The following is a 22,993-nucleotide window of genomic DNA, read 5'->3' on the forward strand; positions in this document are numbered from 1 at the left end:
CCGCGCGGTGTCCCCGGCCCGGACCGGCGCCGTCCCCGACCGGCGGGCCCGGTCAGCCCTCGTAGGGCAGCAGCTCGGCGCGCTTCGGCGGCCGGCCGTCACCGGAGGACCGGCCGGTGAGGCGGCGGCCGATCCAGGGGCCGAGGTGGGTCCGGGCCCAACGGGCGTCGGCGGCCAGCTTCTCCGCCCGGCGTGGCGGGGCGGCGGTCGGCAGCGGGGCGCGCCAGTCGAAGGCGGCGGGGCGCCCGAGCGCCTCCAGGACGGCCTCGGCGACCCGGCGGTGGCCCTCGGGGGCGAGGTGCAGGCGGTCCTCGGCCCAGAGGCGGCGGTCGTCGAAGCAGGGGGCGGAGAAGAGGTCGACCACCGCGATGCCCGGGTCCTGGCCGAGCTCGTGCACGAAGCCCTTCATCCGCAGGATCGCCGGGAGCAGCCGGGCGCTGCCCGCCATCCGGCGGGTGGGGTCGGTGCTGGTGAACAGCACCACGGTGGCGCCGGTGGCGCGCAGCGCGGTGGCGGAGCGGCCGAGCAGGTCCTCGACCCGGGCGATGTCGCAGCGCGGCCGCAGCACGTCGTTGAGGCCGCCGGCCAGGGTGACGAGTTCGGCGCGCATCGCGGCGGCGGTGGGCAACTGCTCGTCGTGGATCTGGCCGATCAGCTTGCCCCGGACGGCGAGGTTGGCGTACCGGAAGGCGCCGGTCGGCTGCTCGGCGGCGAGCCGCTCGGCGACCCGGTCGGCCCAGCCCCGGTAGTGGCCGCCGGGGAGCAGGTCGTCGCACATGCCCTCGGTGAAGGAGTCCCCGACGGCGACGTAACTGCGGTACCCGGTGGGCTCGGTGGGCACGCGCTTCTCCAGTGTGTTCTCCATGGCCCGACGATCGTACGCGCACCTCCACCGGATCCCGGGGACGCCCCCCGGGACGACCGCGCGGCGGGCGGTCGCCGCTCGACGACGGCGGCAACCGAACGGCGACCGGTCGTTTATCGCCCCGGGGCAGAGTGGGTCGGGCCGGGAGGGGACGCCCGGCGAGCACCGCCCATCGGGGAAAGGCCCCGGGCGGCAGCGGCGGTCGTCGTCCGTACTCGACGGCGACCACGCTCGCCCGGGCCGCCCGACCACCGGCGCGGACCGACCACCAGCAACGGGGGAGCTGGTCGCCGGAGTCCGGTACGGACCCGCCGCCGGTACGGAGGGGTTCGCGCAGTTCCGCACGGGACTGCGCGAACCCGGTCCGCGCCCGACAGCCGCCCGGAGGACCGGCGCGGCCCGCGCTCACGCGCCCGGGGGCTCGAACACCTGGCGCATCGTGAACGCCTCCGCCGTCGGGCCCTCCGCACGCAGCAGGGTGAGCCTCTGCTCGGCCTCCTGCGGGGTGGGGCGGTGGCCGGCCGGCACCCACCACAGGGCGGTCATCGCCTCGACCGGCCGGGCGAACCACTCCCGCCGCCGGCGCATCACGGCCCGGTGCTCGGGGTGGAACACGAAGGCGTCGAGGGCCTTCGGGTCGCGCCAGACCGAGAGGTTGACCAGCAGCCACTCGTCGTCGAAGATCCGGAACCCGGTCGCGTACCCGCCATCCTCCTTCAGCCGCCAGACGAAGCCGTCGGCCTCGTCGGCGAGCGCGTTGACGGGTTCGAGGGCGGCGACGAAGTCCGCGAGCAGCGGGCTGTCGATCGGTTCGAGCATCCGCGAGATGTTCACCTGGGCGAGTTCGTAGGACGTCATCCGCAGGACCCTAGCCCGCCAACACCGCGCTGTCCTCCGCGTTTTCGCGCCGGCCCGCCACCGCGGGAGCACCCCCGGAACCGCTGCCGCCGGCATCGGCCGCCCCCGTGATCCAGTGCTCCCGCACCGCGTCCGTCGGGCGCTGCTCGCCGAGCAGGTCGAGGCCCCACGCGCCGAGTGCGTCGACCACGCCGCGCAGCGTCGCGCCGCGCTCGGTGAGCTCGTACACGGTGGCGTTGGCGGGCCGCTCCAGCCGGCGGCGCAGCACCAGGCCCTCGCCCTCCAGCTGCTTGAGCCGCGTGGCGAGGATGTCGGTGGAGACGCCGGGCAGGTCGGCGTGCAGGTCGGTGTAGCGGCGCGGGCCGGCGAGGAGTTCACGGACGATCAGGAGACTCCAGCGCTCCCCCACCGCGTCCAGGGCGCGGGCGACGGCGCAGTACTGGTCGTAGCTTCGGCGTGACATGTGGATCAGCATAGCCAAAAGGTTGGACTTTCCAAGTGCTTACTTGGTAGAACAAAGCAACCAGAACGTGCGGGGTGACCGGTCGGGAGGCCTCAGATGGAGTTTCGGCAGTCCAGCAAACTGACGGACGTGTGTTACGAGATCCGCGGCCCGGTGGTCGACCGGGCCAACGCGCTGGAGGAGGCCGGGCACAGCGTGCTGCGGCTGAACACCGGCAACCCGGCCACGTTCGGCTTCGAGGCGCCGGAGGAGATCCTCCAGGACATCATCCGCAACCTGCCGAACGCGCACGGCTACAGCGACTCGCGCGGCATCCTGCCGGCCCGCCGCGCGGTGGTGCAGTACTACCAGCAGCGCGGCGTCGCCGGGGTGGGCGTCAACGACGTCTACCTCGGCAACGGCGTCTCCGAGCTGATCCAGATGGCCGTCACGGCGCTGGTCGACGACGGTGACGAGGTGCTCGTCCCGATGCCCGACTACCCGCTCTGGACGGCCGTGGTCCGGCTGGCCGGCGGCAAGGCCGTCCACTACGCGTGCGACGAGCAGGCCGAGTGGTACCCCGACCTCGACGACATCGCGGCCAAGATCACCCACCGCACCAAGGCCATCGTCGTCATCAACCCCAACAACCCGACCGGCGCGGTCTATCCGAAGGAACTGCTGGAGGGCATCCTCGACCTCGCCCGCCGGCACCAGCTGATGGTCCTGGCCGACGAGATCTACGACAAGATCCTCTACGACGGCACCGAGCACCACTGCCTGGCCGCGCTCGCCGAGGACGTCCTGACCCTCACCTTCAACGGCCTCTCCAAGTCCTACCGGGTGGCCGGCTTCCGCAGCGGCTGGCTGGTCGTCTCCGGCCCCAAGCAGCACGCCACCGACTACCTGGAGGGCCTCACCATGCTCTCCGGCATGCGTCTGTGCCCCAACGTCCCGGCCCAGTACGCCGTCCAGGCCGCGCTCGGCGGCCACCAGTCCATCAACGACCTCGTCCTGCCCACCGGCCGGCTCGCCGAGCAGCGCGACGTCGCGTTCAAGGCGCTGAACGAGATCCCCGGCGTCAGCTGCGTGAAGCCCAAGGGCGCGCTGTACGCGTTCGCCAAGCTGGACCCGGCGGTGCACCGGATCGTCGACGACGAGCAGTTCGTCCTGGACCTGCTGCTCCGCGAGAAGATCCACGTCGTCCAGGGCACCGGCTTCAACTGGCCGCGCCCGGACCACTTCCGCTTCGTCACCCTCCCCCGGGCCGACGACCTGGAGACGGCGATCAACCGGATCGGGCGCTTCCTCACCACCTACCGGCAGGTCTGACGGACTCCTGGAGGAGTACTACGGTCCGTCCTACGGGGGCGACCTCTACGGCTCGTAGGCTTGTCGGCCATGACCGTCCTGCGCTCCGCCGCCCTGTTCGCCCTCGCCGCGCTCGCCGAGATCGGCGGCTGCTGGCTGATCTGGCAGAGCGTGCGCGAGGCGCGACCGTGGTGGCTGGCCGGCCTCGGGGTGGTGCTGCTCGGCGGGTACGGCTTCGTCGCCGCGCTCCAGCCGGACAGCACCTTCGGCCGGGTGCTGGCCGCGTACGGCGGTGTCTTCGTCGCCGGCTCGCTGCTCTGGGGCGTGGTGGTGGACGGCTTCCGGCCCACCCGCTACGACGTGGCCGGGGCGCTGATCTGCCTGGCCGGGGTCGCCGTGATCATGTACGGGCCCCGGCGCTGATCCGCCCGGCCGGCGTGCCGCCCCCCGGCGGCACGCCACGTGACACCGCGCGGCACGTGACACCGCGCGGCACGTGGCCCCACGTACCACGTGGCCCCACGTACCACGTGGCCCCACGTCCTACTTGACGCCGGCCGCCTCGCAGGCCTCCGCGAACGGCGCGGTGCAGATCTCGGACGCCTTGTACAGGCCGCCGCCGACCACCGTGGCCTGCACCTTCGCCCTGGTCACCACGATCGGGGTGAGCAGCAGCGAGGGGATCCGCTGCCCGCCGCTGTCGACGCCCGCGTTGGCCGCCGCGTTGATGTCCATCCCCTTCAGCAGCTGGACGGCGATGCTCCCGGCGGCGTCCGCCTCGGGCTTGTACGGCTTGTAGACGGTGTAGGTCTGCTCGCCGGTGAGCACCCGGCGCACCGCGTCGATGGAGGCGTCCTGGCCGCCGACCGGGATGTTCTTGATCCCGGCCGCCTTCAGCGCCTCGATGACCGAGGCGGCCATGCCGTCGTTGGCCGCGTACACGGCCTGGAAACCGTCCTTGCCGAGGGTCTTGATGGCCTCGTTCGTCTTCGCCAGGGCCACCTCCGGCTTCCACTCGCCGGACTGCTCGTAGGCGATCTTCTTGACCCGCCCGTCGAGGGCCCGGTGCGCGCCGGCCTTGAACATCGCCGCGTTGGGGTCGGACTCGGCACCGTTGATCATCACGACCGTCGCGGCGGCGGCCTTCGGGCCGAGCGCGTCCAGCAGCGCCTGGCCCTGGATCTCGCCGGTGCGCTGGTTGTCGAAGGAGACGTACGCGGCGACCTTGCCCTCGGCCAGCCGGTCGTAGGCGACGACCTTCACGCCCTTGGCGGCGGCGGCGTCCACCCAGGAGGCCGTGATCTTGGCGTTCACCGGGTCGAGCAGGACGACCTTGACGCCCTTGGCCAGCAGGTCGTCGAACTGCTGCTTCTGGCGGGTCTCGTCGCCGTCCGCGTTGGCGTAGTCGATGACGCACCCGGTGCAGAGGGAGGCCACCGTGGACTCGATCAGCGGCTTGTCGAAGGCCTCGTAGCGGGTGGAGGAGGTCTTCTCGGGCAGCAGCAGACCGATGGTCCTGCTCGCGACGCCGTTCGACTGCGGTGCTCCGTCGCTCTGGCCGCAGGCTGCGAGGGCGAGGGCCAGCGCCAGCGCGGCCGTACCGGCGGCGGCGCGACGGGTCGTTCTGTTCATGGTGGGTGGTGCCTCCTGACTGCGCCGCGGCATTGCGGCAGAGGACGGAGTCAAGCCCGCTCCCGACGATTCCGTCAATAACTGAAGGGAAACTCGGGGCACCACTGCTCGATTCGTTATGAAGTGAAGAGCTTGCGTGCATTCCTGCACGACGGCCGCGAAGTCTCCGAAGATCGGCATCAACTCTTCAACGGCAAAGGAGCGGCAACCTCCCGGCCACCGCACCCGGGCATAGGGTGGCGGCGACCGCGCCACCCACCCGAAGGACCGGACAACGATGGCGAAACCACCCGAAGTCGGCTCCCCCGCTCCTGAGTTCACCCTGCCCGGTCTGCTGCTCGACGAGCAGTCCGGCACCGCCGAACGCCGCGAGTACCGGCTCGCCGAGGCCAAGGGCAGCCCGCTGGTCCTGGTCTTCTACCCCGGCGACGACACCCCCGTCTGCACCAAGCAGCTCTGCTCGTACAGCTCCGACCTGGACCGCTTCCGCGGACTCGGCGCCACCGTGTGGGGCATCAGCCCGCAGGGCCTGGACAGCCACGAGCAGTTCGCCCGCAAGCACCACCTGGGCTTCCCCCTGCTCGCCGACCCGGACCGGACCGTCGTCCGCGCCTACGGCATCGCCGTCCCCGGGCTCGGGCTGCGCCGTTCGGTGTTCGTCCTGGACGGCGACGGCACGGTCCGCTGGAAGCACGTCGCCCTCGCCGGGCTGACCTTCCAGCACAGCGACACCCTCGCGGCGCAGCTGGCCGCACTCGGCTAGACCCGCCGCCGCGGCCCCGCCCCGACCGGTCGGGCCCGTGAACGCCGGTGGCCCGGCCGGGAATCCCCGGCCGGGCCACCCGAACGTGCCGGGGCGCGCTACCAGCCCCAGCCGCCGCCCTCGCCGTCGTCGTCGGTGGCGCTGTCCCAGCCCTCGCCGACCTTGCGCAGGATGGTGTAGTGGTCGACCTGCGTGCCGTTCTCGGCCAGCGCGGTCACCTTCATCGACGACTTCTGCCCCAGGTGCGCCGGGGTGACGTCGACCTTGATGAAGGAGTAGCCGGTGTAGCGCACCCGCGACCACTCGACCTTCTCGGTCACCTTCACCCCGCCCTTGGCGAAGTGGTAGGTGTCCACCGAGTCGAGCCGGTTCTCGTGGCCCTCGTAGGTGTCCGGGGCGTCGAAGCTGTACAGGCTGCGGCCGGCCGCGCCCGCCGTCACGTACACCACGCCGTCGGTGGCCGGCTCGACGGTGGCGCCGCTCGGCACCGCCTTGGAGACCTTGTTGCCGAGGATCGCGTCGGTGCGCTCGTAGACGTGGTTGTGACCGTTGATCACCAGGTCCACCCGGTACTTCTCGAACAGCGGCACCCAGGCCTCGCGGACCCCGCCCTCGGAGGCGTGCTGGTGGGTGGTGGAGAAGGCGCAGTGGTGGAAGAAGACCACGACGAAGTCGACGGTCTCGTCGTCGCGGAAGTCCTTCAGCGTGCGCTGCAGCCACTTGGTCTGCTTGCCCGCCGAGATGCCCAGGTTGGCCGGGATCTCGTAGGAGACGTCGTTGGCGTCCAGCGAGATGACGCCGACGTTCTTGTAGCGGAAGGAGTAGACGCCGGGGACGGTGCGCGGGTCCGGGCCGTTGTCCGGCAGGAAGAAGCGGTTGCTCTCGCCGCCGTACCCGTTGTGCGAGTACCAGGCCTCCATGTCGTGGTTGCCGTAGGAGACCATCCACGGCACCTTCGACGCCACGGTCTCGGTCTGCACCAGGAAGTCGTCCCAGGTGCGGGCGTTGTAGACCGACTTGTCGGAGTCCTGGCCGGAGCCGGCCGGGTCGGCGTAGCAGATGTCGCCGGCGTGCAGGTGGAAGGCCGGGTTCTGGGCCAGGATCACGTGGTCGTTGCCGGCCGCGTGCGCGCTGACGCCCTGGTCGCCGAAGGCGGTGAAGGTGAACGGCTCGTACACCTTGCCCCAGCGGTGGTCGCGCGAGGGCGCGGTGCGGAAGGTGCTCAGGGTGGAGACCGCCTGCTGCGAGGCCGGGTCGAAGCCCTGGTGGCCGACGCCGTAGTAGTACGTGGTGTCGGGCTGGAGGTCCTCCAGCGCGACGTGCAGGTAGTACTGGTCCACCGGCTGACCGGTCGGGGTCAGCGCGGGGGTGTGCAGGGCGCGCACCTCGGCCTGGACCTTGTGGCTGAGGTCCCACGGCTGCTTGCCGTAGCGCAGGAACGGCTTCTTCACCGGGGCCGGGACCTGCCAGGAGACCCGGAACTGGGTGTCCGGCTCGGGACCGAAGGCGAGGTGACGACCGATCGGGGCGACGAGCGCGCCGTCCACGCCCCCGGCCGCACCGCCCGTCAGCAGCTGCGGGGAGGCCGGTGCGGCGGTCGCGGTGCCGCTGCCCAGCGCACCGCCCACCGCCAGGGCGCCGACGGTGACGGCGCCGGTGCGCAGCATCCGGCGACGGGAGAAGCGGGCCCGCAGGTACTCGTGCTGCTCGGCCATGCTCATGCGGTCGGCGAGCTTCGCGGGCACGCCCATGTTGGGGATATCCATGGGCGGGACTCTTCCAGCGGAGCGTTGACCGGACACGGACGTACGGTGAACGCGCCCCGGCGTGCCGGTCAGTCGAACGCCAATGTTCGACCATGTCTCGGCAAAGCCGCCCCGGGCGGCGGGAGCTCGGCGGATCATCCGCCACCGCCCGGATCCTGATCCGGCGTCGCCGGCTCCCGCAGAGCCGTGGTGACCGGGGCTCAGCTGACCGCAGCCCGGGCGGCGGGGCTCACCGGGGCGGCGGGGCGATCTCGTCCCAGCTGGAGGGGGCGCGGTTGCCGGTGCCGTCACAGGTGCGGCAGACCTCGTCGCGGTAGGCGTGCTTGGCGCCGGCCGCGTCGACCCGGTAGCGCACGTAGACACCGGTGCCGTCGCAGAGGAAGCAGTTGCCGCCACCGCCGCCGACCTCGGTGGTGCCGGTGCCCTGGCAGGTGCGGCAGCTGAGACCGGCGGTGCGGCCGGTGCCCGCGCAGATGCGGCAGACCGTGGTCACGTCGAAATTCCTCCCAAGCCGGGGCGCCCGGTAAATGGTAGTGCCCCGGCCCGCCGCGCGGACCGCCCCGGAGTCGGACGGTCCGACGGGGCGGGTGCCGCCGGTTCGGACCTCAGCCCGGGAGACCGTCGCGGACCCGGCGGGAGACGGTGACCTGCTGGAGGTCGAGCAGCCCGGGCGGCTCGGCCACGCCGGGGCCGCCGGCGTGCACCCACTCGGCTATCTCCTCGACCATGTCGTCCGCCAGGACCCAGCCCAGCCAGACCGGGCGGCCGCCCGCCGCACGGCCCTCGCTCGACGGGCCGACCACCACGACGTTGGAGTGCGCGCACACGTCCAGGCACTTGACCGCGCGGACCCTGCCCGCCGTGCCGACCGCCTCGCGCAGCCGCTCGTACTGGCCCGCGTGGTCGACCCCCGGGTGCTTCTCCTGGGTGCCGCAGCAGCAGCCCCGGCAGACGGTGACGGTCACCGGGGCCGCGGCCCCCTTGGTGCCACCGCGCTCGCGGTCTCGACGGCTCATCGGCTCAGCACTCCTCGTGGTTCCCGGCCCCGCCGTTCGGGGCTTCCTGGTGGAGGGCCCGCAGCCACGCCCGTTCGCGCAGCAGCCGCAGGCCGTTGAGGCCGACGATCACGGTGGAGCCCTCGTGCCCGGCGACGCCGAGCGGCAGTGGCAGCGTACCGGCCAGGTCCCAGAGCGTCAGGACGGCGATGAACGCCCCGGCGATCACCAGGTTCTGCACGACCAGCCGACGGGCCCGCCGGGACAGCGCCACCACGGCCGCGACGGCGGTCAGTTCGTCGCGCACCACCACCGCGTCGGCGGTCTCCAGGGCGAGGTCGGAACCGGCCCGGCCCAGCGCGACCCCGCTGTGCGCGGCGGCCAGCGCGGGTGCGTCGTTGACGCCGTCCCCGACCATCAGCACCCGGTGCCCGCGGTCGGCCAGTTCGCGGACCGCCGCCACCTTGCCCTGGGGCAGCAGCCCGCCCCGGACGTCGGTCAGGCCGACCTCCCGGGCGAGGTGCTCGGCGGCACGCCGGTTGTCCCCGGTGAGCAGCACCGGCGGGCGGCCGGTGAGCGCGGCCAGGCCCCGGACGGCGGCCGCGGCCTGCTCGCGCGGGCGGTCGGCGAGGCCGAGCACGCCGACGGGTTCACCGTCGCGCAGCACCAGGACGGCGGTGCGGCCGTCCTCCTCCAGCTCGGTGACGGCGGGGTGCGCGCGGTACGGGCCGGGGGCGCCCACCGCGACCACCGCGCCGGCGACCACGGCCCGCACGCCGACCCCCGGCGTGGAGGTGAAGTCGGTGGCACCGGGCAGCGCCAGGCCGCGCTCGCGGGCGGCGGCGACCACCGCCCGGGCCAGCGGGTGCTCGCTGGAGTGCTCGGCGGCGGCCGCGAGGGCCAACAGCTCTCCCTCCGTGACGCCCAGCGGGCGCAGCTCGACGACCCTCGGTGTGCCCTCGGTGAGGGTGCCGGTCTTGTCCAGGGCGACGGCGTCCACCTGGCCGAGCCGCTCCATCACCACGGCGGACTTGACCAGCACGCCGTGCCGGCCGGCGTTGGCGATGGCGCAGAGCAGCGGCGGCATGGTGGCCAGCACCACGGCGCACGGCGAGGCGACGATCATGAACGTCATGGCGCGCAGCAGGGTGGCGGTCAGCTCAGCGCCGAACGCGAGCGGGACGGCGAAGAGCAGCAGGGTGGCGGCCACCAGAGCGGCGGCGTAGCGCTGTTCGACCTTCTCGACGAACAGCTGGGTGGGCGCCTTGGTCCCGGAGGCCTCCCGCACCATGGCGACGATCCGGGCGATCACGGAGTCGGCGGCGTCCCGTTCGACGCGGATCCGCAGCGCGCCCGCGCCGTTGAGCGTGCCCGCGTACACCTCGTCGCCCACGGACCTGGCGACGGGCAGCGGCTCGCCGGTGATGGTGGCCTGGTCGACCTCGCTGCTGCCGTCGAGGACCCGGCCGTCGGCGCCGATCCGCTCGCCGGGGCGGACCAGCACGGTGTCGCCGACGGCGAGTCCGGCGGTGGGGACGCTCTCCTCCCGGCCGTCGGGGGTGAGCCGGCAGGCGGTGACGGGGGCGAGGTCGAGCAGGCCGCGGACGGAATCGGCGGTGCGGGCGGTGGCCAGCGCCTCCAGGGCGCCGCTGGTCGCGAAGATCACGATCAGCAGGGCTCCGTCCGGCACCTGCCCGATGGCGGCGGCGCCGAGTGCGGCGACCACCATCAGCAGGTCGACGTCGAGGGTCCGCCCGCGCAGCGCCCGCAGCCCGGCCAGGGCCGGCTCCCAGCCGCCGGCCAGGTAGGCGGCCGCGTACAGCGCGCCGGACGCCCAGCCCGGGCCGTCGAGCAGCCGCAGGGCGAGCGCGGCCAGGAAGGCGGCGGTGGCGGCGGCCGCCCAGCGCGCCTCGGGCAGGGCGAGCACCCGGGTGCGGCGCGGCCGTGCCGTCGCGGGGGCGGCGGCGGCCGCCGGTCGGGTGAGCAGGGCGCTGGACAGGGGCGTCGCGGACATGGCCGTCACCATACAGGAACACATGAACAAGCTTTCATCCTTTGGCCGACCGCTGCCCGTAGGATGCCCCCATGGGACACGCCGCCGCCGAGAACACCGTGCCGCAGATGCGCCTGGACGCGTCCAACGCGGCCAAGGTGGCGAGCACCCTCCAGGCCCTCGCCACCCCCTCCCGCCTGCTGATACTCGCCCAACTGCGGGAGGGCCCGCGGGCCGCCACCGAACTCGCCGACGCCGTCGGCATGGAGCAGTCCGCCTGCTCCCACCAGCTCCGCCTGCTGCGCAACCTCGGCCTGGTCGTCGGCGAACGCCGCGGCCGCTCGGTGGTCTACTCCCTCCACGACGACCACGTCGCCGCCCTGCTCGACCAGGCCGTCTACCACGTGGACCACCTGCGCCTCGGCCTCACCGACGACCGCTAGGCCGACACCGCCGGCCCGGCACCCGACCGGCACCCGTCGCGGCCCGGACGGCCCGGCACCCGCCTCCCGACCGGCACCCGTCCCGTCGCGGCCCGCACCGGCGCCGTCCCCCCTCCGCACCCCGCCCCCGCCCACCCGCCGGATCCGGCGTCGGCGCCGCCCCCTAGGGTGTCGCCCGTTCGAATGGATCAAGGAAGGGCGATGGATGATGACAGGTCCGAAGCGGTGGCCACTGTGGACGTCGGTCGGGGTGGCGGCAGCGGGCCTGCTGGCGGCCGCCTTCGGGATGGCCCTGGTGGCGTTCGGCTACTCCGTGCACCAGACGCCGAGCCAGGCGATGAACCCGACGCTGGAACGGGGCACCTCGATCATCACCGAGAAGGTGCGCGGCGACGAGGTGCGGCGGGGCGACGTGGTCCTCGTCGCCGACCCCTGGGACCTGCGGGGCATGGTCGTCAAACGTGTCATCGGCATCGGCGGCGACCGCGTCGCCTGCTGCCCGCAGGGCGGCGGCGTCACCCTCAACGGGCAGCCGCTCTCCGAGCCCTACCTCCACGAGGGCTCGCCGAACGGCGGCCTCCCGGAGTACAGCGCCGTCGTCCCGGCGGGGCGGCTCTTCCTGCTCGGCGACCACCGCACCGACTCGCTCGACTCCCGGATGTACCAGGCCGCCGATCAGGGCAGCGTCGCCGCCTCGGCCGTCCGTGAGCGGGTGGTCTGGCACGGCGGCACGGACCCGGAGCCCCTCCCGGGGAAGCTGCTCGGCGCGCTGGCCGCGATCGTCGGCGGCGGGCTGCTGCTCGTCGTCGGCACGATCGGCGCGATCGTCGCCGCCGTCATCGGCGCCCGCCGCCGGTCGCGGATGCCGATCACTGTCTGACGTGACGTCAGTTCTGGTCCAGCGAACGGTCCTGGGCCTCCAGTACCGCGTCGCCGTGCCGGAATCCCCACTCCCCCAGGGCCTCCAGACTCGGCAGCAGGGTGCGGCCGAGCGGGGTCAGGGCGTACTCGACGCGAGGCGGCGCCTCGGCGTAACTGCGGCGTTCCACCAGGCCGTTGAACTCCAGCCGGCGCAGTGTCTCGGTGAGGACCTTGGCGCTGATGCCACCGATCCGCGCCCGCAGTTCGCCGGGGCGCTCGGGGGCGTCGCGCAGGGCCCAGAGCACCACCGAGTTCCAGGTGTTGGCCAGCAGGTCGAAGGCGACCCTGGCCCGGCAGTCCGCCAGGAACGCCTCGCCCGCCACGTCGTCCGCCGCCATCGACGCCCCCATCCTCTCCGGTCCGCCACGCACCGATCGGTAACCATCGCCGTTCCTAGAGTCATCCCGAACCGGCCGACCGGGCCGGAGCTGGAGAGGATCGCACATGCGGATCGGCATCATCGGAGCGGGGAACATGGCCCAGGCGCTCGGCGGGCAGTGGGTCCGGGCCGGGCACGAGGTGGCGTTCGGCGCCCGGGACGCCACCCGGGCCGCGGCCGCCGCACGACGGCTGGGCGAAGGCGCGCGGGCGCTGGAACACCCGGCCGCGGCCGCCGGGTTCGGCGAGGCGGTGCTGCTCGCCGTCCCGGCCGACCGGGTGGAGCAGGTGGTCGCGCAGGCGGCCCCGCCGGGCGGCCGGGTGCTGATCGACTGCACCAACCCGATCGCGGCCGGCACGCTCGCCCTCACCACGGCCGGCGGGCCGTCGATGGCCGAGCGGATCGCCGCCGCCGCGCCCGGCACGCACGTGGTGAAGGCGTTCAACGTCTGCCACGAGAGCGTCTGGCGGCTCACCCCGCCGGTCTTCGACGGGCACCCGCTGGGCGTCCCGCTCTGCGGGGACGACCCGGCCGCAGTGGCCCTGGTCGGCCGGCTGGTCGCCGACCTCGGCGCCGAACCGCTGCCGGCCGGCGGCCTGGCCCGGGCGGGGCTGCTGGAGGCGGCGACCGCCTTCGCCATCGGCCTCTGGTTCGCCGGCCGGGACGCCCGGGCCGTCCTCCCGCCGCTGGCGTACGCGGGCGGGGAGGGCTGAACGGGCCCCGGCGCCCCGGGACCAGGGCGCCGGGATCCGGGGATCAGGGGATCCGCCACTCCTGGTACTTGTTGCCCGGGGTGCAGGCGGTCATGGTGACCTGCTTGCCCGCGCCGTTGTCGGTCAGACAGGTCGACCCCGAATAGTTCTTGAGGTAGTAGGCGCCCGAAGTGCTCGCTCCGATCACCGACCAGCTGGTCAAGAAGCTGAACCCGGGCGAGAGCAGCACCTTCTGGCTCGACTGGTTCGAGAAGTCGGCCTCCTGGACGAGGACCGGGCCGCTCAGGTTGCACGGGTAGATCTTGTACCAGCCGCCGGGGTCCGGCGCCGAGCGGACCCAGCCGTAGGCGGTCGTCCCGCCCATGACGGCCGCGGCGCCCGGCGCCGGGCTGTCGGTGGACAGGCCGAGCTTCTGACCGTCGGCCACGTTGACGATGGCTCCCCAGTTCGCGCCGCCGCACCCGGCGGGCACGGTCGGCGCCGGCGGGTTCGACGTGGGCGGGTTGGGGGCGGGCGGGTTGGGCGCGGGCGGGTTGGGCGCGGGCGGGTTGGGCGCGGGCGGGTTGGGCGCCGGAGCAGGTGGGGCCGGCTGGTTGGGCGCGGGAGCGGCCCCGCCACCGCCGCTGCCACCACTGCCACCGCCCGTCTTCGGCGCAGTGCCACCGGACCCGCCGGACGAACCGCCGGACGCCCCGGTGCCGCCCGCCACCGCCCCGCCTCCGGCGTTGGGCGCCGGGGCCACCGGCTGACCGCCGGTGTTCGGCGCGGGGGTGGTCTCGGGCGGGGCGGGCGGCGGGGTGCCGGGCGTCGTCTCCCCGCCCGGCGGCGTGGTCGGGGCCGGCTCGGTCGGCGTCGCGTCGGCCGTCGGCGGGTCGGTGATCGTCGTGGCGGACACCGAGACGGCGGGCTGCGCACCGGGGGGCTGCCCCTGGGACTGGAACGGGCCGGCATCGACCAGCAGGACGGTGGCGGCGCCGCTGGTGATGATCACCGGAACGACGACGGGCACCAGGAAGCGGCGCCAGCTCCGGCGCGCGGGGGGCTCGGGGACGGTCCGGGGCGCCACCCGGGCGACCTCGACCGCCGGGCCGCCGGCCGCCTGGCCCCCCGCGACGGCGGGAGGAACGGCCCGCACCACCGCGGCGACCGGCGCCGACCGGTCGCCCACCGCGGCCCGCGCCGCGGCCGCCATCGCGGCGGCGTCGGCGAACCGGTCCCCGGGCTGCTTGGCCAGCGCCCGCGCGACGAACTCCCGCACCGCCGGCGGGAACTCCGCCGGCAGGTCCGGCGCGGGCTGCTGGACGTGCTTGAGCGCGACCTCGACCACGCTCTCGCCGGTGAACGGCGGTCTGCCGGTGAGCAGTTCGTAGCAGACCACGCCGAGCGAGTAGAGGTCCGAGGCCGGCGTGACGCCACCACCACCGGCCTGCTCGGGAGCCATGTACAGCGCGGTGCCGATCACCACGTTGGTCGCCGTGAGCGTGGTGCTCACGAGCGCCCGCGCGATGCCGAAGTCCGTCACCGTCACCCGGCCGTCGTCCCCGAGCATCAGGTTCGACGGCTTGACGTCCCGGTGCACGATCTCCTGCTGGTGCGCGGCGTGCAGCGCGTCGAGCGCCGTGGCGAGCATGCCCAGCACCCGTTCGGGCGGCATCGGCCCGCTCTCGGCGAGGACCTTGTCCAGCGGCCGCCCGTCAACGAGCTCCATCACGATGTACGCGATCCGCTCCCGCTCGACGCCGCCCTCCCCCTCGCCGCCGCTCTCCCCGTAGTCGTAGACGTCCACGATGCCCGGGTGGCTGATCGCCGCGAGCAGCTGGGCCTCGCGCCGGAAGCGCCGGGCGAACGTCCCCTCCTCCAGCAGCCCCGCGTGCAGGACCTTGACCGCCACCTGCCGTTCCAGCACCCCGTCGTCGGCGCGCCAGACGGCCCCCATTCCCCCGCCACCGATCCACTCGGTCAGCGTGTAACGCCCTCCGAGTACGGCCCCCCGACCAGTCATGCCCTGCCCTCTCGCGATGCCTCGCACCAACGGGTTGTCAATAACGCGTCATGTTCTGCCATCAGTCTCCCCCACCCGCCGCCCCGTCAGTACCGGTCGCGGCGGGCGGATCGGGCCGCAGCGAGCGCCAGATGCTCTCCGGCAGGATCCGCGCGACCTCGCCCAGGTCCAGCTCGTAGGTGTCGGACAGCCAGCGGCGGGCCGCCTCCGCGACCGGCCCCATCACCAGGACCTCGACCAGCGGCCCGGGCAGGGGCAGGATCTCGCCCCGCTCCATCCGGGGCTGCATCCAGGCGCCGATCACCGCCAGCCTGGCCGCCTTGGCGGCCTTGATCTGCTCGGCCCGGGCGGCCAGGTAGCCGGAGTAGGCGGAGGCGTGCAGGAAGAGCGCGGCATCCCGGTGCTCCTGGGTGAACCGCAGGTAGGCCTGGACGAGCGCCCGCACGCCGGTGCGCGCGGTGCGGCTGCGCCGCAGCGCGACGATCATCTCGTCGAAGAGCCGCTCCATGCACCGGATGTAGAGCGCGGCGGCCAGACCGTCGAAGCTCCCGAAGTGGTGGTAGAGACTGCCCAGGCTGACCTTGCTCGCCGCCGTGACGGCGCTGACGGTGAACCCCTCCTGACCCGCCTCGGCGTACACGCGCAGCGCACTGGTCAGCAGCAACTCTGCGGTGGCCTCACCCCGTTGCTGCTTGGGGGACATCGCCGCCGCCTCCGCTCGACCGTCACCACGGCCGCGGCCGCCAACTCGGCCAGCTTAGAGCAGGACTGGAGAAGTTCTCTAGAACAGGGCTCTACTTCCGACGCCGCTTCGGGTCGCCGCGGGAGGGCCTCACCGGCCGCCGTGGGAGGGCCCGCCCGCCACCGCGGGCGGACCAGCGCCCTACGCCGTCGCGGCCGCCGCCGCCCGGCCCGCCGTACGGCCGGAGAAGAGGCAGCCGCCGAGGAAGGTGCCCTCCAGCGAGCGGTAGCCGTGCACGCCGCCGCCGCCGAAACCGGCCGCCTCGCCCGCCGCGTACACGCCCTCCAGCACCTCGCCGCCGGGCCGCAGCACCCGGGCCGAGAGGTCGGTCTCCAGCCCGCCGAGCGACTTGCGGGTCAGGATGCTCAGCCGGACGGCGATCAGCGGGGCGGCGGCCGGGTCGAGGATGCGGTGCGGCGCGGCCGTGCGGATCAGCTTGTCACCCAGGTAGCGGCGGGCGCCGCGGATGGCGGTGACCTGGAGGTCCTTGGCGAACGGGTTGGCCAGCTGGCGGTCCCGGGCCTCGACGGTGCGGCGCAGCTCGTCCGGGTCGATCAGCGCCTCGCGGGTGCGGGCGTTCATGCCGCGCGCGAGGTCCGGCAGGTTGCCGGCGACCACGAAGTCGGGGCCGTGCCGCAGGTGCGCCCGGACCGGGCCGGGGGCGCCCGGCAGTGCCCGGCCGAGGACGCCGCGCAGCGAACGGCCGGTGAGGTCGGGGTTCTGCTCGGAGCCGGAGAGGGTGAACTCCTTCTCGATGATCTTCTGGCTGAGCACGAACCAGGTGTGGTCGTACCCGGTGGTGCGGAGGTGTTCGAGGGTGCCGAGGGTGTCGAACCCGGGGAAGAGCGGGACGGGCAGCCGGCGGCCGCGGGCGTCCAGCCAGAGCGAGGACGGGCCGGGCAGGATCCGGATGCCGTGCCGGGACCAGATCGGGTCCCAGTTCTCGATGCCCTCGGTGTAGTGCCACATCCGGTCGCCGTTGATCAGGTTGGCGCCGGCTTCGCCGGTGATCCCCAGCATCAGCCCGTCGACGTGCGCGGGCACCCCGGAGAGCATCCGGTCGGGCGGGGTGCCGAGCCGGGCCGGCCAGGCCTTGCGGACCAGGTCGTGGTTGCCGCCGATGCCGCCGGAGGTGACGATCACGGCCTGGGCGCGGAGCTCGAAGTGGCCGGCGACCTCGCGTGAGCTGGCCGTGCCGCGGGCCGCGCCGCTGGGCACCAGCACCTCGCCGGCGACGGTGTCGGTGACCCCGGCGTGCGCGGACAGTCCGGTGACGCGGTGACGGAACCGCAGGTCGACCAGGCCGCGTTCGGCGGCGGCCCGGACCTTGCGGACGAAGGGTTCGAGCAGGCCGGGCCCGGTGCCCCAGGTGATGTGGAAGCGGGGGACGGAGTTGCCCGGTCCGTCGGCCAGCAGCCCGCCGCGCTCGGCCCAGCCGACCACCGGGAAGAAGCGCACGCCCTGGGCGTGCAGCCAGGCCCGCTTCTCCCCCGCCGCGAAGTCGACGTACGCCTCGGCCCAGCGGCGCGGCCAGGCGTCCTCGGGGCGGTCGAAGCCGGCGGTGCCGTGCCAGTCCTGCAGGGCGAGCGCGTGCGAGTCGCGGATCCGCATCCGGCGCTGCTCGGGCGAGTCGACCAGGAAGAGGCCGCCGAAGGACCAGTGCGCCTGCCCCCCGAGCGAGGCCGCCGGCTCCTGGTCGAGCAGGATCACCCGCCGTCCGGCGTCGGCGAGTTCGGCGGTCGCGGCGAGGCCCGCGAGGCCGGCTCCGATGACGATGACATCGGCGTCCAGGGCCATGCGCTCTCCTCCATCAGTGGTCCGGCGGCGCGGCCGGCGGTCCGGCGGTGCGGCGTGCGCCCGATACTGCGGCCTGCGGCGGGGCGCGTCAACCGGTGGGTAACAAGCTGTCGCGTGAATTCCGCTCCGGGGCGTTTCGGAAATACCTTCGATACACGGTGGAGCGTTATTCCGAAATGCTTCTGACGGTTTTTCGGGAATTTCCGCGCCGCGCATGGACGGATTCGAAACCTGGCAGTAACTTACCTGTCGGTAGTAAAGCTGTGGCCCGGCTCGCACGACCCCCACTCGTTCTCTCTCCCCCAGGAGGAACCCGTGCTCCGCCCTGCCCGGAAACGCCGCACGACCCGCACCTCCCGGAAGTCCGCCCTGTTCGGCGCCGCGGCACTGGGCGCGGCCCTCGCCCTGACCTCCACCAGCGCGCAGGCCGCCACCCCCGCCCCCGGCCACTACGTGGCCCTCGGCGACTCCTACGCCGCCGGCGCCGGGGTGCCCGGCCAGTCGGCCGGACTCTGCCTGCGCTCCGACCGCAACTACGGCCACCTGGTGGCCACCGCCCTCCAGGCCAAGGCGTACACCGACGTCACCTGCTCCGCCGCCAAGGTGAGCGCGATGACGCAGCCCCAGTACCCCGGCCTACCGTGGGGCGGCGCCGCCCAGCTGGACGCCGTCACCGCCGACACCGACCTGGTGACCCTCGGCATCGGCGGCAACGACCTCGGCGTCACCCCGCTCGGGATCGCCGAGGTGATCGCCACCTGCATCGGCGGCGCCGTGGTCAACCCGCTCGGCACGCCCTGCAAGGACGTCTACAACCACGGCCACTGGGACTGGTCCAGCTGGTCCTGGCAGTACGGCAGCGACGACCTCACCGACCGGATCAACGGCGCCGCGCCGCAGCTCGCCGACGTGCTGAGGCAGGTCCACGCCAAGGCCCCCAAGGCCCGTGTGCTGGTGGTGGGTTACCCGTCCGTGCTGCCCGCCGACGGCTCGGACTGCTTCCTCGCCCAGCCGGTCACCTCCGGCGACGTCGAGTACCTGCACGGCGTGCTCGGCAAGCTCAACGGCATGCTCAAGGCCACCGCCGCCGCGGGCGGCGCCACCTACGTGGACACCGCCACCCCGACCAGGGGCCACGACGTCTGCTCGGCCGACCGCTGGATCGAGGGCGCGCTGCCCGGCACGCCGGCCGTCCCGTTCCACCCCAACGCCACCGGCGAGAAGGTGATGGCGGACGCGGTGCTCGCCGCGCTGAAGTAGCCGCACACGCCCGAGGGGGCGGTGACCGGGTGTCCGGTCACCGCCCCCTCGGTCGTACCGCGGGAACTACGGCTTGATGCGGACCACCTGCGGGTCGTGGTCGCTCGCCTGGACGGCGAACTCACTGTTGATGTGCACCACGTCGTACTTGGCGTACCCGACCTCGGGGCTGACCAGGATGTGGTCCAGCACCTGCGAGTTGCCCTGGTAGACGTAGGAGTACTGCTCCTTCTCCGGCAGCTCGTTCACCAGGTCGCGCAGCACGCCGTCCTTGGTGAGCGCGGCCAGCGCGGGAGAGAACTGGTAGTCGTTGAAGTCGCCGAGCGAGACCACCTTGGCCTCCTTGTCGGCGGCCAGCAGCTTGGCGACGAAGGCCTGCTCCAGCGTGGCCTGCTTGATCCGCTGCACCTCGGAGCTGCGGGCCGGGGCCTGGAAGCGGCTGTCGATGCCCTGGTCGCCGCCCTTGCTGTTGAAGTGGTTGGCGATGACGAAGACCTTCTTGCCGCGGAAGGAGAACTGGCCCACCAGCGGCTTGCGGCTGTTCGCCCAGGCCTCGTCGGCGGGGGTGATCCGGCCGGGCGAGGCGGTCAGCGTGGTGGCGGAGCCGGTGCCGGTCACGTCCACCGCGGAGGTGGCGCTGCCACCGGGGATGTCCGTGTAGGAGACCCGCTGCGGGTTGAAGAGGAAGCCCTGGCGGATGTTGCCGCCGGGCTCGCCGCCGTCCTTGCCGTCCACGGGGTCGATCGAGCGCCACTCGTAGGCCGGGCCGCCGGCCGCCTTGATGGCGGCGACGAACTTGGCGACGGTCGCGCTCGCGTCCACCGTGCCGTCGTTCTTGGCGCCGTTGTTGTCCTGGATCTCCTCCAGGGCGAGGACGTCGGGCGAGCGCAGGTTGGTGACGACGGCCTGGGCCAGCTCGGCGAACTTGGCGTCCGGGTTGCCGGGCGCGAGGTTCTCCACGTTGTAGGTGGCGATGGTCAGTTCGCGGTCGGCCGGCTGGGCCGTGACCTCGCGCTGCAGGTGGTTGTCCCGGAGCGCGCCGAGGGTGCCGGCGACCAGGGTGTACCCGCCGAAGCTGTTGTAGTCCAGCGGGCCGTCGGTGGTGCCGGTCAGCACGTCGCCGACGTTGGCGACCGGGAACGGCTGCTGGGCCACCGGCGCCTGCTGCTGCACCATCAGGCGGCCGACGTTGGGCTCCTCGTACGACTCGTACAGCACGCCGCCGCGCTGGCTCTTCTGGTCCTGCTTGTCGGCCGCGACCCAGAGCTCGTTGTACTTGTCGGTCGCCTGGATCACCCGGACGTCCTTGACCTGGACGAGCATGCCCTCCAGCGACTCGTAGAAGTCCAGGGTGTACTTCTCCGGCTGGAGCGGCAGGGCTTCGATGGTGGCGCCGGCCGGGGCCTGCGGCGTGTAGGTGCCGGGGATGTTGCGGGTGTCGACCACGACCGGCGCCGGCAGCGGGTTGCCGGCGGAGACCACGGTGACGGCCGGGTTGCTGAGCTGGGTGAGCGACTGCGAGCCGCCGTTGAAGTTCGGGTAGTACTCCGTCACCTTGCCGGTGACCAGCACCGAGTCGCCGACCTTGACGGTCGGGGTGGCGCTGCCGGTGTAGACGAAGAGGCCCTCGCTGGTGGCCGGGTCGGCGTCCGGGTTCGGGTCCTGGATCCAGAAGCCCTTGGAGCCGTAGCCGCGCACGCCGGTGACGATGCCGGGCACGCCCGCGACCGTCTTGCCGGTCCGGTCCGAGAGCCGGGTGGTGCCCTGGATGTCGTGGATCCGGACGGTGCCCGGCTCGGTCGGACCGGTCGGGGTGGAGCCCTCGGCGACCTCGCCCTTGGCGTTGGTCGGGGTCGGGGCGCCCGCGGCGAGGTCCGCCGCGTTGTCGTCGGTGTCGACGAGGCCCGCCTTGCGGGCCACCGAGGCGCTGTTGGAGGCGCCGGCCGCGGAGGCCGGGCCCTCGTGGACGACGGCGGTGCCGAAGCCGACCAGGTCCCGCACGCGCGGGTCGGCGGCGCAGTCGGCGGCGGTCTTGCAGCTCAGCGGGTCGGTGCCGTGGACCAGGGCGACGGTGCCGCTGGTGCCCGACAGGGCCAGCGCACCGGCCGCGTCCGGGGTGGGCAGCTCGACGGTGCCGGCCGCACCGGCCGCCTCGGCGACCAGGTAGCGCGCACCGGGCGCGATCGCGCCGGTCAGCGGGGTGACGCCCCACTGGGAGTTCGCGCCGGGCGTGCCGGATATGTACTGCACGCTCCAGCCGTCCAGGCCGAAGGCGGCGCCACCCTTGTTGGCCAGCTCGATGAAGTCGTTCTTCAGCGTGGCACCCGAGTTGCCACCCCCGCCGTACACCTCGGCGATCACCGCGTCGGCCGAGGGCGCGGCCACCGCGGCCGGCAGCGGGACGAGCACCAGCGAGGCGGCCAGGCCGGCCGGGAGGAGGGTCGCACGGAGCAGGGCGCGGCGCGAACGCGGGCGGGGAGCGGGGGAGGTGGTCACCTGGACGGGACTCCTTGGTCTGTCGTGGCGCGCGGCGGCACGGCAACGGGGGCGGCACGTTTCGTCCGGCAGTCGTGGGGCCGCCGGGTCGTGAGGGTGGGTCAGGCAGGCGCGGACCGCGCGCTACCCGCGTAGAAATGCAGGCACGGGGACCCGGAACGGCCCCCCGCAGCGCCTTAAGATACGCGCGTAGAAAATGACGCGACAAGCCCCCGGCGGTGAACAATCGGTACCGCCGAAGAGATCGCACCCGAAGCTGTGACGTGCGCGACAGCTTCGACGCCGACCGACCTGACGACCCGCCGGACGACCGACCGGCCCGGGGCACGCCGAGCGACCGCAGCGTCGACCGGCCCAGCGGGCGCGCCGAGCGACCGGGGGCGGGCGCGCCGGCCGAACCGGGGGCACCGCGCCGACCGGCCCTACAGCCAGCCCCGCTGAGCCGCCTTCAGCCCCGCCTCGAACCGGCTGCCCGCGTCCAGCCGCTCCATCAGCGCGGCCATCTGCCGGCGCACCGTCCGCACCGAGACGCCGAGCCGTTTGGCCGCCGCGTCGTCGGTGAGCCCGGTGGAGAGCAGCCGCAGCAGCTCGCGCTCGCCGGCGCTCAGGCCCGTCCCGACGTCCTCGGCGCGGTGGGTGCCGAGCGGGACGGCCGTCTCCCAGGTCTGCTCGAAGAGCGCGACCAGCGAGGCGACGATGCCCGGCTCCTCGGTGCACAGGGCGCCGAGCCGGGTGTTCTCCGGGTCGATCGGCACCACCGCGGTGGACCGGTCGAAGACCAGCATCCGGGGCGGCAGCACCGGCGCGGTGCGCACCCGGCCGCCGAGGCCGGTCATCCACTGCGCGTACCCGAGGGTCTCCGGGTCGTTGCGGACGCTGTCCTGGTAGATGGTGCGCAGGCTCACCCCGCGCACCAGGGCGTCCTCGTCCAGCGGCCGGGAGGCGGCCAGGCTGGCCGCGGACTGCGCGCCGCCGGGCATCACCGCGAGGCACTCGGAGGTCAGCCGGGCGGTCAGCACCTCCAGTTTGGCCTGGATGGCGTCCAGGCCGACCAGCCGCTCGCCGCCGTCCACCAGGGTGCTCGCGCGCAGCGTCGCGTACTCGGCCACCGCCCGCGCCACGGCCGCCTTGGAGACGGCCAGCTCCTGCTGGCGCCGGGCCAGGTCCTCCTCCTGGCGTCGCAGCAGCAGCTCCAGGCCGCGCTCCGGGCTGACCGGCCAGAAGGCCCCGGGGCGATCGCGGGAGGCGCGCAGCAGGGTCAGGTCGGCGAGTCGGTCCAGGGCCTCCCGGACGGCGCGCTCGGGGAGCCGGAGCCGCTCGCAGAGCTCGACGACGCCACCCTCGGGGTCGGCCAGCATCTCGCGGTAGACGGCCTCCGCGGTGGTGTCGAGCCCCAGCAGTTCCAGCACTTCCACGACCCCTGATCGTCGCAATGGGATTATCGGGCGATCCGCGGCTCGATCCTTGCGCCGCGACACCGGCGTCACAAGGCATGATCCGGTCAAGCGACTCGGGTGTACGCCGGCCCGCACCGGGGAACCACGCCGACAGCCGCGCCGGGGCGATCCGGGAGAGCCGCCGCGGGGGCACCGGCGGCGGGCCCGGGCGAGCGCCC

General features: G+C 73.7%; 20 protein-coding genes and 1 pseudogene. 7 read left to right on the top strand and 14 right to left on the bottom strand.

Features of this window, described 5'->3' with window-relative positions; genetic code table 11:
* Positions 1-52 precede the first annotated feature (52 nt).
* The 3 genes and pseudogenes from ACFVYI_RS27475 to ACFVYI_RS27485 form a co-directional block, all read right to left on the bottom strand.
* Positions 53-865: an SGNH/GDSL hydrolase family protein gene (locus ACFVYI_RS27475; protein ID WP_387890320.1), complete on the bottom strand. Its 813-nt coding sequence runs from the start codon at positions 863-865 to the stop codon at positions 53-55.
* 405 nt (positions 866-1,270) lie between these two features.
* Positions 1,271-1,723 carry a DUF3291 domain-containing protein gene (locus tag ACFVYI_RS27480; protein ID WP_387890323.1) on the bottom strand — a complete coding sequence of 151 codons (453 nt, stop codon included), beginning with the start codon at positions 1,721-1,723 and terminating at the stop codon, positions 1,271-1,273.
* A 73-nt stretch (positions 1,724-1,796) separates the two neighbouring features.
* Positions 1,797-2,186 (bottom strand): annotated as a pseudogene (locus ACFVYI_RS27485) (winged helix-turn-helix transcriptional regulator); the annotation flags it as partial.
* A 96-nt stretch (positions 2,187-2,282) separates the two neighbouring features.
* Here ACFVYI_RS27485 and ACFVYI_RS27490 point away from each other — a divergent pair.
* Both ACFVYI_RS27490 and ACFVYI_RS27495 read left to right on the top strand, forming a co-directional pair.
* Positions 2,283-3,497, top strand: coding sequence for a pyridoxal phosphate-dependent aminotransferase (locus ACFVYI_RS27490; RefSeq protein WP_387890325.1), 1,215 nt, complete (start codon positions 2,283-2,285; stop codon positions 3,495-3,497).
* Between the two features lie 69 nt (positions 3,498-3,566).
* Complete coding sequence (locus tag ACFVYI_RS27495; protein WP_387890327.1) at positions 3,567-3,899, top strand: YnfA family protein; 333 nt, start codon at positions 3,567-3,569, stop codon at positions 3,897-3,899.
* Positions 3,900-4,019: 120 nt separating this feature from the next.
* Here ACFVYI_RS27495 and ACFVYI_RS27500 read toward each other — a convergent pair whose 3' ends face one another.
* Entirely contained in the window at positions 4,020-5,108 is a 1,089-nt protein-coding gene (locus ACFVYI_RS27500; protein ID WP_387890330.1) for a sugar ABC transporter substrate-binding protein, read from the bottom strand.
* Positions 5,109-5,385: 277 nt separating this feature from the next.
* Here ACFVYI_RS27500 and ACFVYI_RS27505 point away from each other — a divergent pair, with 277 nt between their 5' ends.
* Positions 5,386-5,871, top strand: a complete 486-nt coding sequence (locus tag ACFVYI_RS27505; protein ID WP_387890332.1) for a peroxiredoxin — start codon at positions 5,386-5,388, stop codon at positions 5,869-5,871.
* Between the two features lie 98 nt (positions 5,872-5,969).
* On the opposite strand, the gene ACFVYI_RS27510 is transcribed toward ACFVYI_RS27505, so the two are convergent.
* The 4 genes from ACFVYI_RS27510 to ACFVYI_RS27525 form a co-directional block, all read right to left on the bottom strand.
* Entirely contained in the window at positions 5,970-7,637 is a 1,668-nt protein-coding gene (locus tag ACFVYI_RS27510) for a fibronectin type III domain-containing protein (protein WP_387890334.1), read from the bottom strand.
* Between the two features lie 229 nt (positions 7,638-7,866).
* On the bottom strand, positions 7,867-8,130 hold the full coding sequence (locus tag ACFVYI_RS27515) for a hypothetical protein (protein WP_360629539.1): 264 nt from the start codon (positions 8,128-8,130) through the stop codon (positions 7,867-7,869).
* Between the two features lie 112 nt (positions 8,131-8,242).
* Positions 8,243-8,653 (bottom strand): (2Fe-2S) ferredoxin domain-containing protein, encoded by a 411-nt coding sequence (locus ACFVYI_RS27520; protein WP_387890337.1) that lies wholly within the window; start codon positions 8,651-8,653, stop codon positions 8,243-8,245.
* Positions 8,654-8,657: 4 nt separating this feature from the next.
* Positions 8,658-10,646, bottom strand: coding sequence for a heavy metal translocating P-type ATPase (locus tag ACFVYI_RS27525; RefSeq protein WP_387890339.1), 1,989 nt, complete (start codon positions 10,644-10,646; stop codon positions 8,658-8,660).
* Positions 10,647-10,717: 71 nt separating this feature from the next.
* Between ACFVYI_RS27525 and ACFVYI_RS27530 the strand changes: the two genes are divergently transcribed.
* Together ACFVYI_RS27530 and lepB are read left to right on the top strand one after the other, a co-directional pair.
* Complete coding sequence (locus ACFVYI_RS27530) at positions 10,718-11,068, top strand: ArsR/SmtB family transcription factor (protein WP_387890340.1); 351 nt, start codon at positions 10,718-10,720, stop codon at positions 11,066-11,068.
* A gap of 205 nt (positions 11,069-11,273) precedes the next feature.
* Entirely contained in the window at positions 11,274-11,948 is a 675-nt protein-coding gene (lepB, locus tag ACFVYI_RS27535; protein ID WP_387890343.1) for a signal peptidase I, read from the top strand.
* 7 nt (positions 11,949-11,955) lie between these two features.
* Here the strand turns inward: lepB and ACFVYI_RS27540 are convergent, their stop codons facing one another.
* A complete protein-coding gene (locus ACFVYI_RS27540) occupies positions 11,956-12,327 on the bottom strand; it encodes a winged helix-turn-helix transcriptional regulator (protein WP_387890346.1) in 372 nt (123 codons plus the stop codon).
* A gap of 106 nt (positions 12,328-12,433) precedes the next feature.
* Here ACFVYI_RS27540 and ACFVYI_RS27545 point away from each other — a divergent pair, with 106 nt between their 5' ends.
* Entirely contained in the window at positions 12,434-13,081 is a 648-nt protein-coding gene (locus ACFVYI_RS27545) for an NADPH-dependent F420 reductase (protein ID WP_387890348.1), read from the top strand.
* A gap of 43 nt (positions 13,082-13,124) precedes the next feature.
* Here the strand turns inward: ACFVYI_RS27545 and ACFVYI_RS27550 are convergent, their stop codons facing one another.
* From ACFVYI_RS27550 to ACFVYI_RS27560, 3 genes are all read right to left on the bottom strand, one after another.
* Complete coding sequence (locus ACFVYI_RS27550) at positions 13,125-15,083, bottom strand: protein kinase (protein ID WP_387890349.1); 1,959 nt, start codon at positions 15,081-15,083, stop codon at positions 13,125-13,127.
* Positions 15,084-15,144: 61 nt separating this feature from the next.
* Positions 15,145-15,786: a TetR/AcrR family transcriptional regulator gene (locus tag ACFVYI_RS27555; RefSeq protein ID WP_387890350.1), complete on the bottom strand. Its 642-nt coding sequence runs from the start codon at positions 15,784-15,786 to the stop codon at positions 15,145-15,147.
* Positions 15,787-15,966: 180 nt separating this feature from the next.
* Positions 15,967-17,622 (bottom strand): FAD-binding dehydrogenase, encoded by a 1,656-nt coding sequence (locus ACFVYI_RS27560; protein WP_387890352.1) that lies wholly within the window; start codon positions 17,620-17,622, stop codon positions 15,967-15,969.
* A 315-nt stretch (positions 17,623-17,937) separates the two neighbouring features.
* On the opposite strand from ACFVYI_RS27560, the gene ACFVYI_RS27565 reads away from it, so the two are divergent.
* Complete coding sequence (locus ACFVYI_RS27565) at positions 17,938-18,882, top strand: SGNH/GDSL hydrolase family protein (RefSeq protein ID WP_387890353.1); 945 nt, start codon at positions 17,938-17,940, stop codon at positions 18,880-18,882.
* A gap of 66 nt (positions 18,883-18,948) precedes the next feature.
* Here the strand turns inward: ACFVYI_RS27565 and ACFVYI_RS27570 are convergent, their stop codons facing one another.
* On the bottom strand, positions 18,949-21,378 hold the full coding sequence (locus ACFVYI_RS27570; protein WP_387890356.1) for an endonuclease/exonuclease/phosphatase family protein: 2,430 nt from the start codon (positions 21,376-21,378) through the stop codon (positions 18,949-18,951).
* Between the two features lie 422 nt (positions 21,379-21,800).
* Positions 21,801-22,787 carry a LuxR C-terminal-related transcriptional regulator gene (locus ACFVYI_RS27575; RefSeq protein WP_387890451.1) on the bottom strand — a complete coding sequence of 329 codons (987 nt, stop codon included), beginning with the start codon at positions 22,785-22,787 and terminating at the stop codon, positions 21,801-21,803.
* Positions 22,788-22,993: the final 206 nt, after the last annotated feature.

The sequence above is a fragment of the Kitasatospora sp. NPDC058218 genome (assembly GCF_042882445.1).
Taxonomy (GTDB): Bacteria; Actinomycetota; Actinomycetes; order Streptomycetales; family Streptomycetaceae; genus Kitasatospora.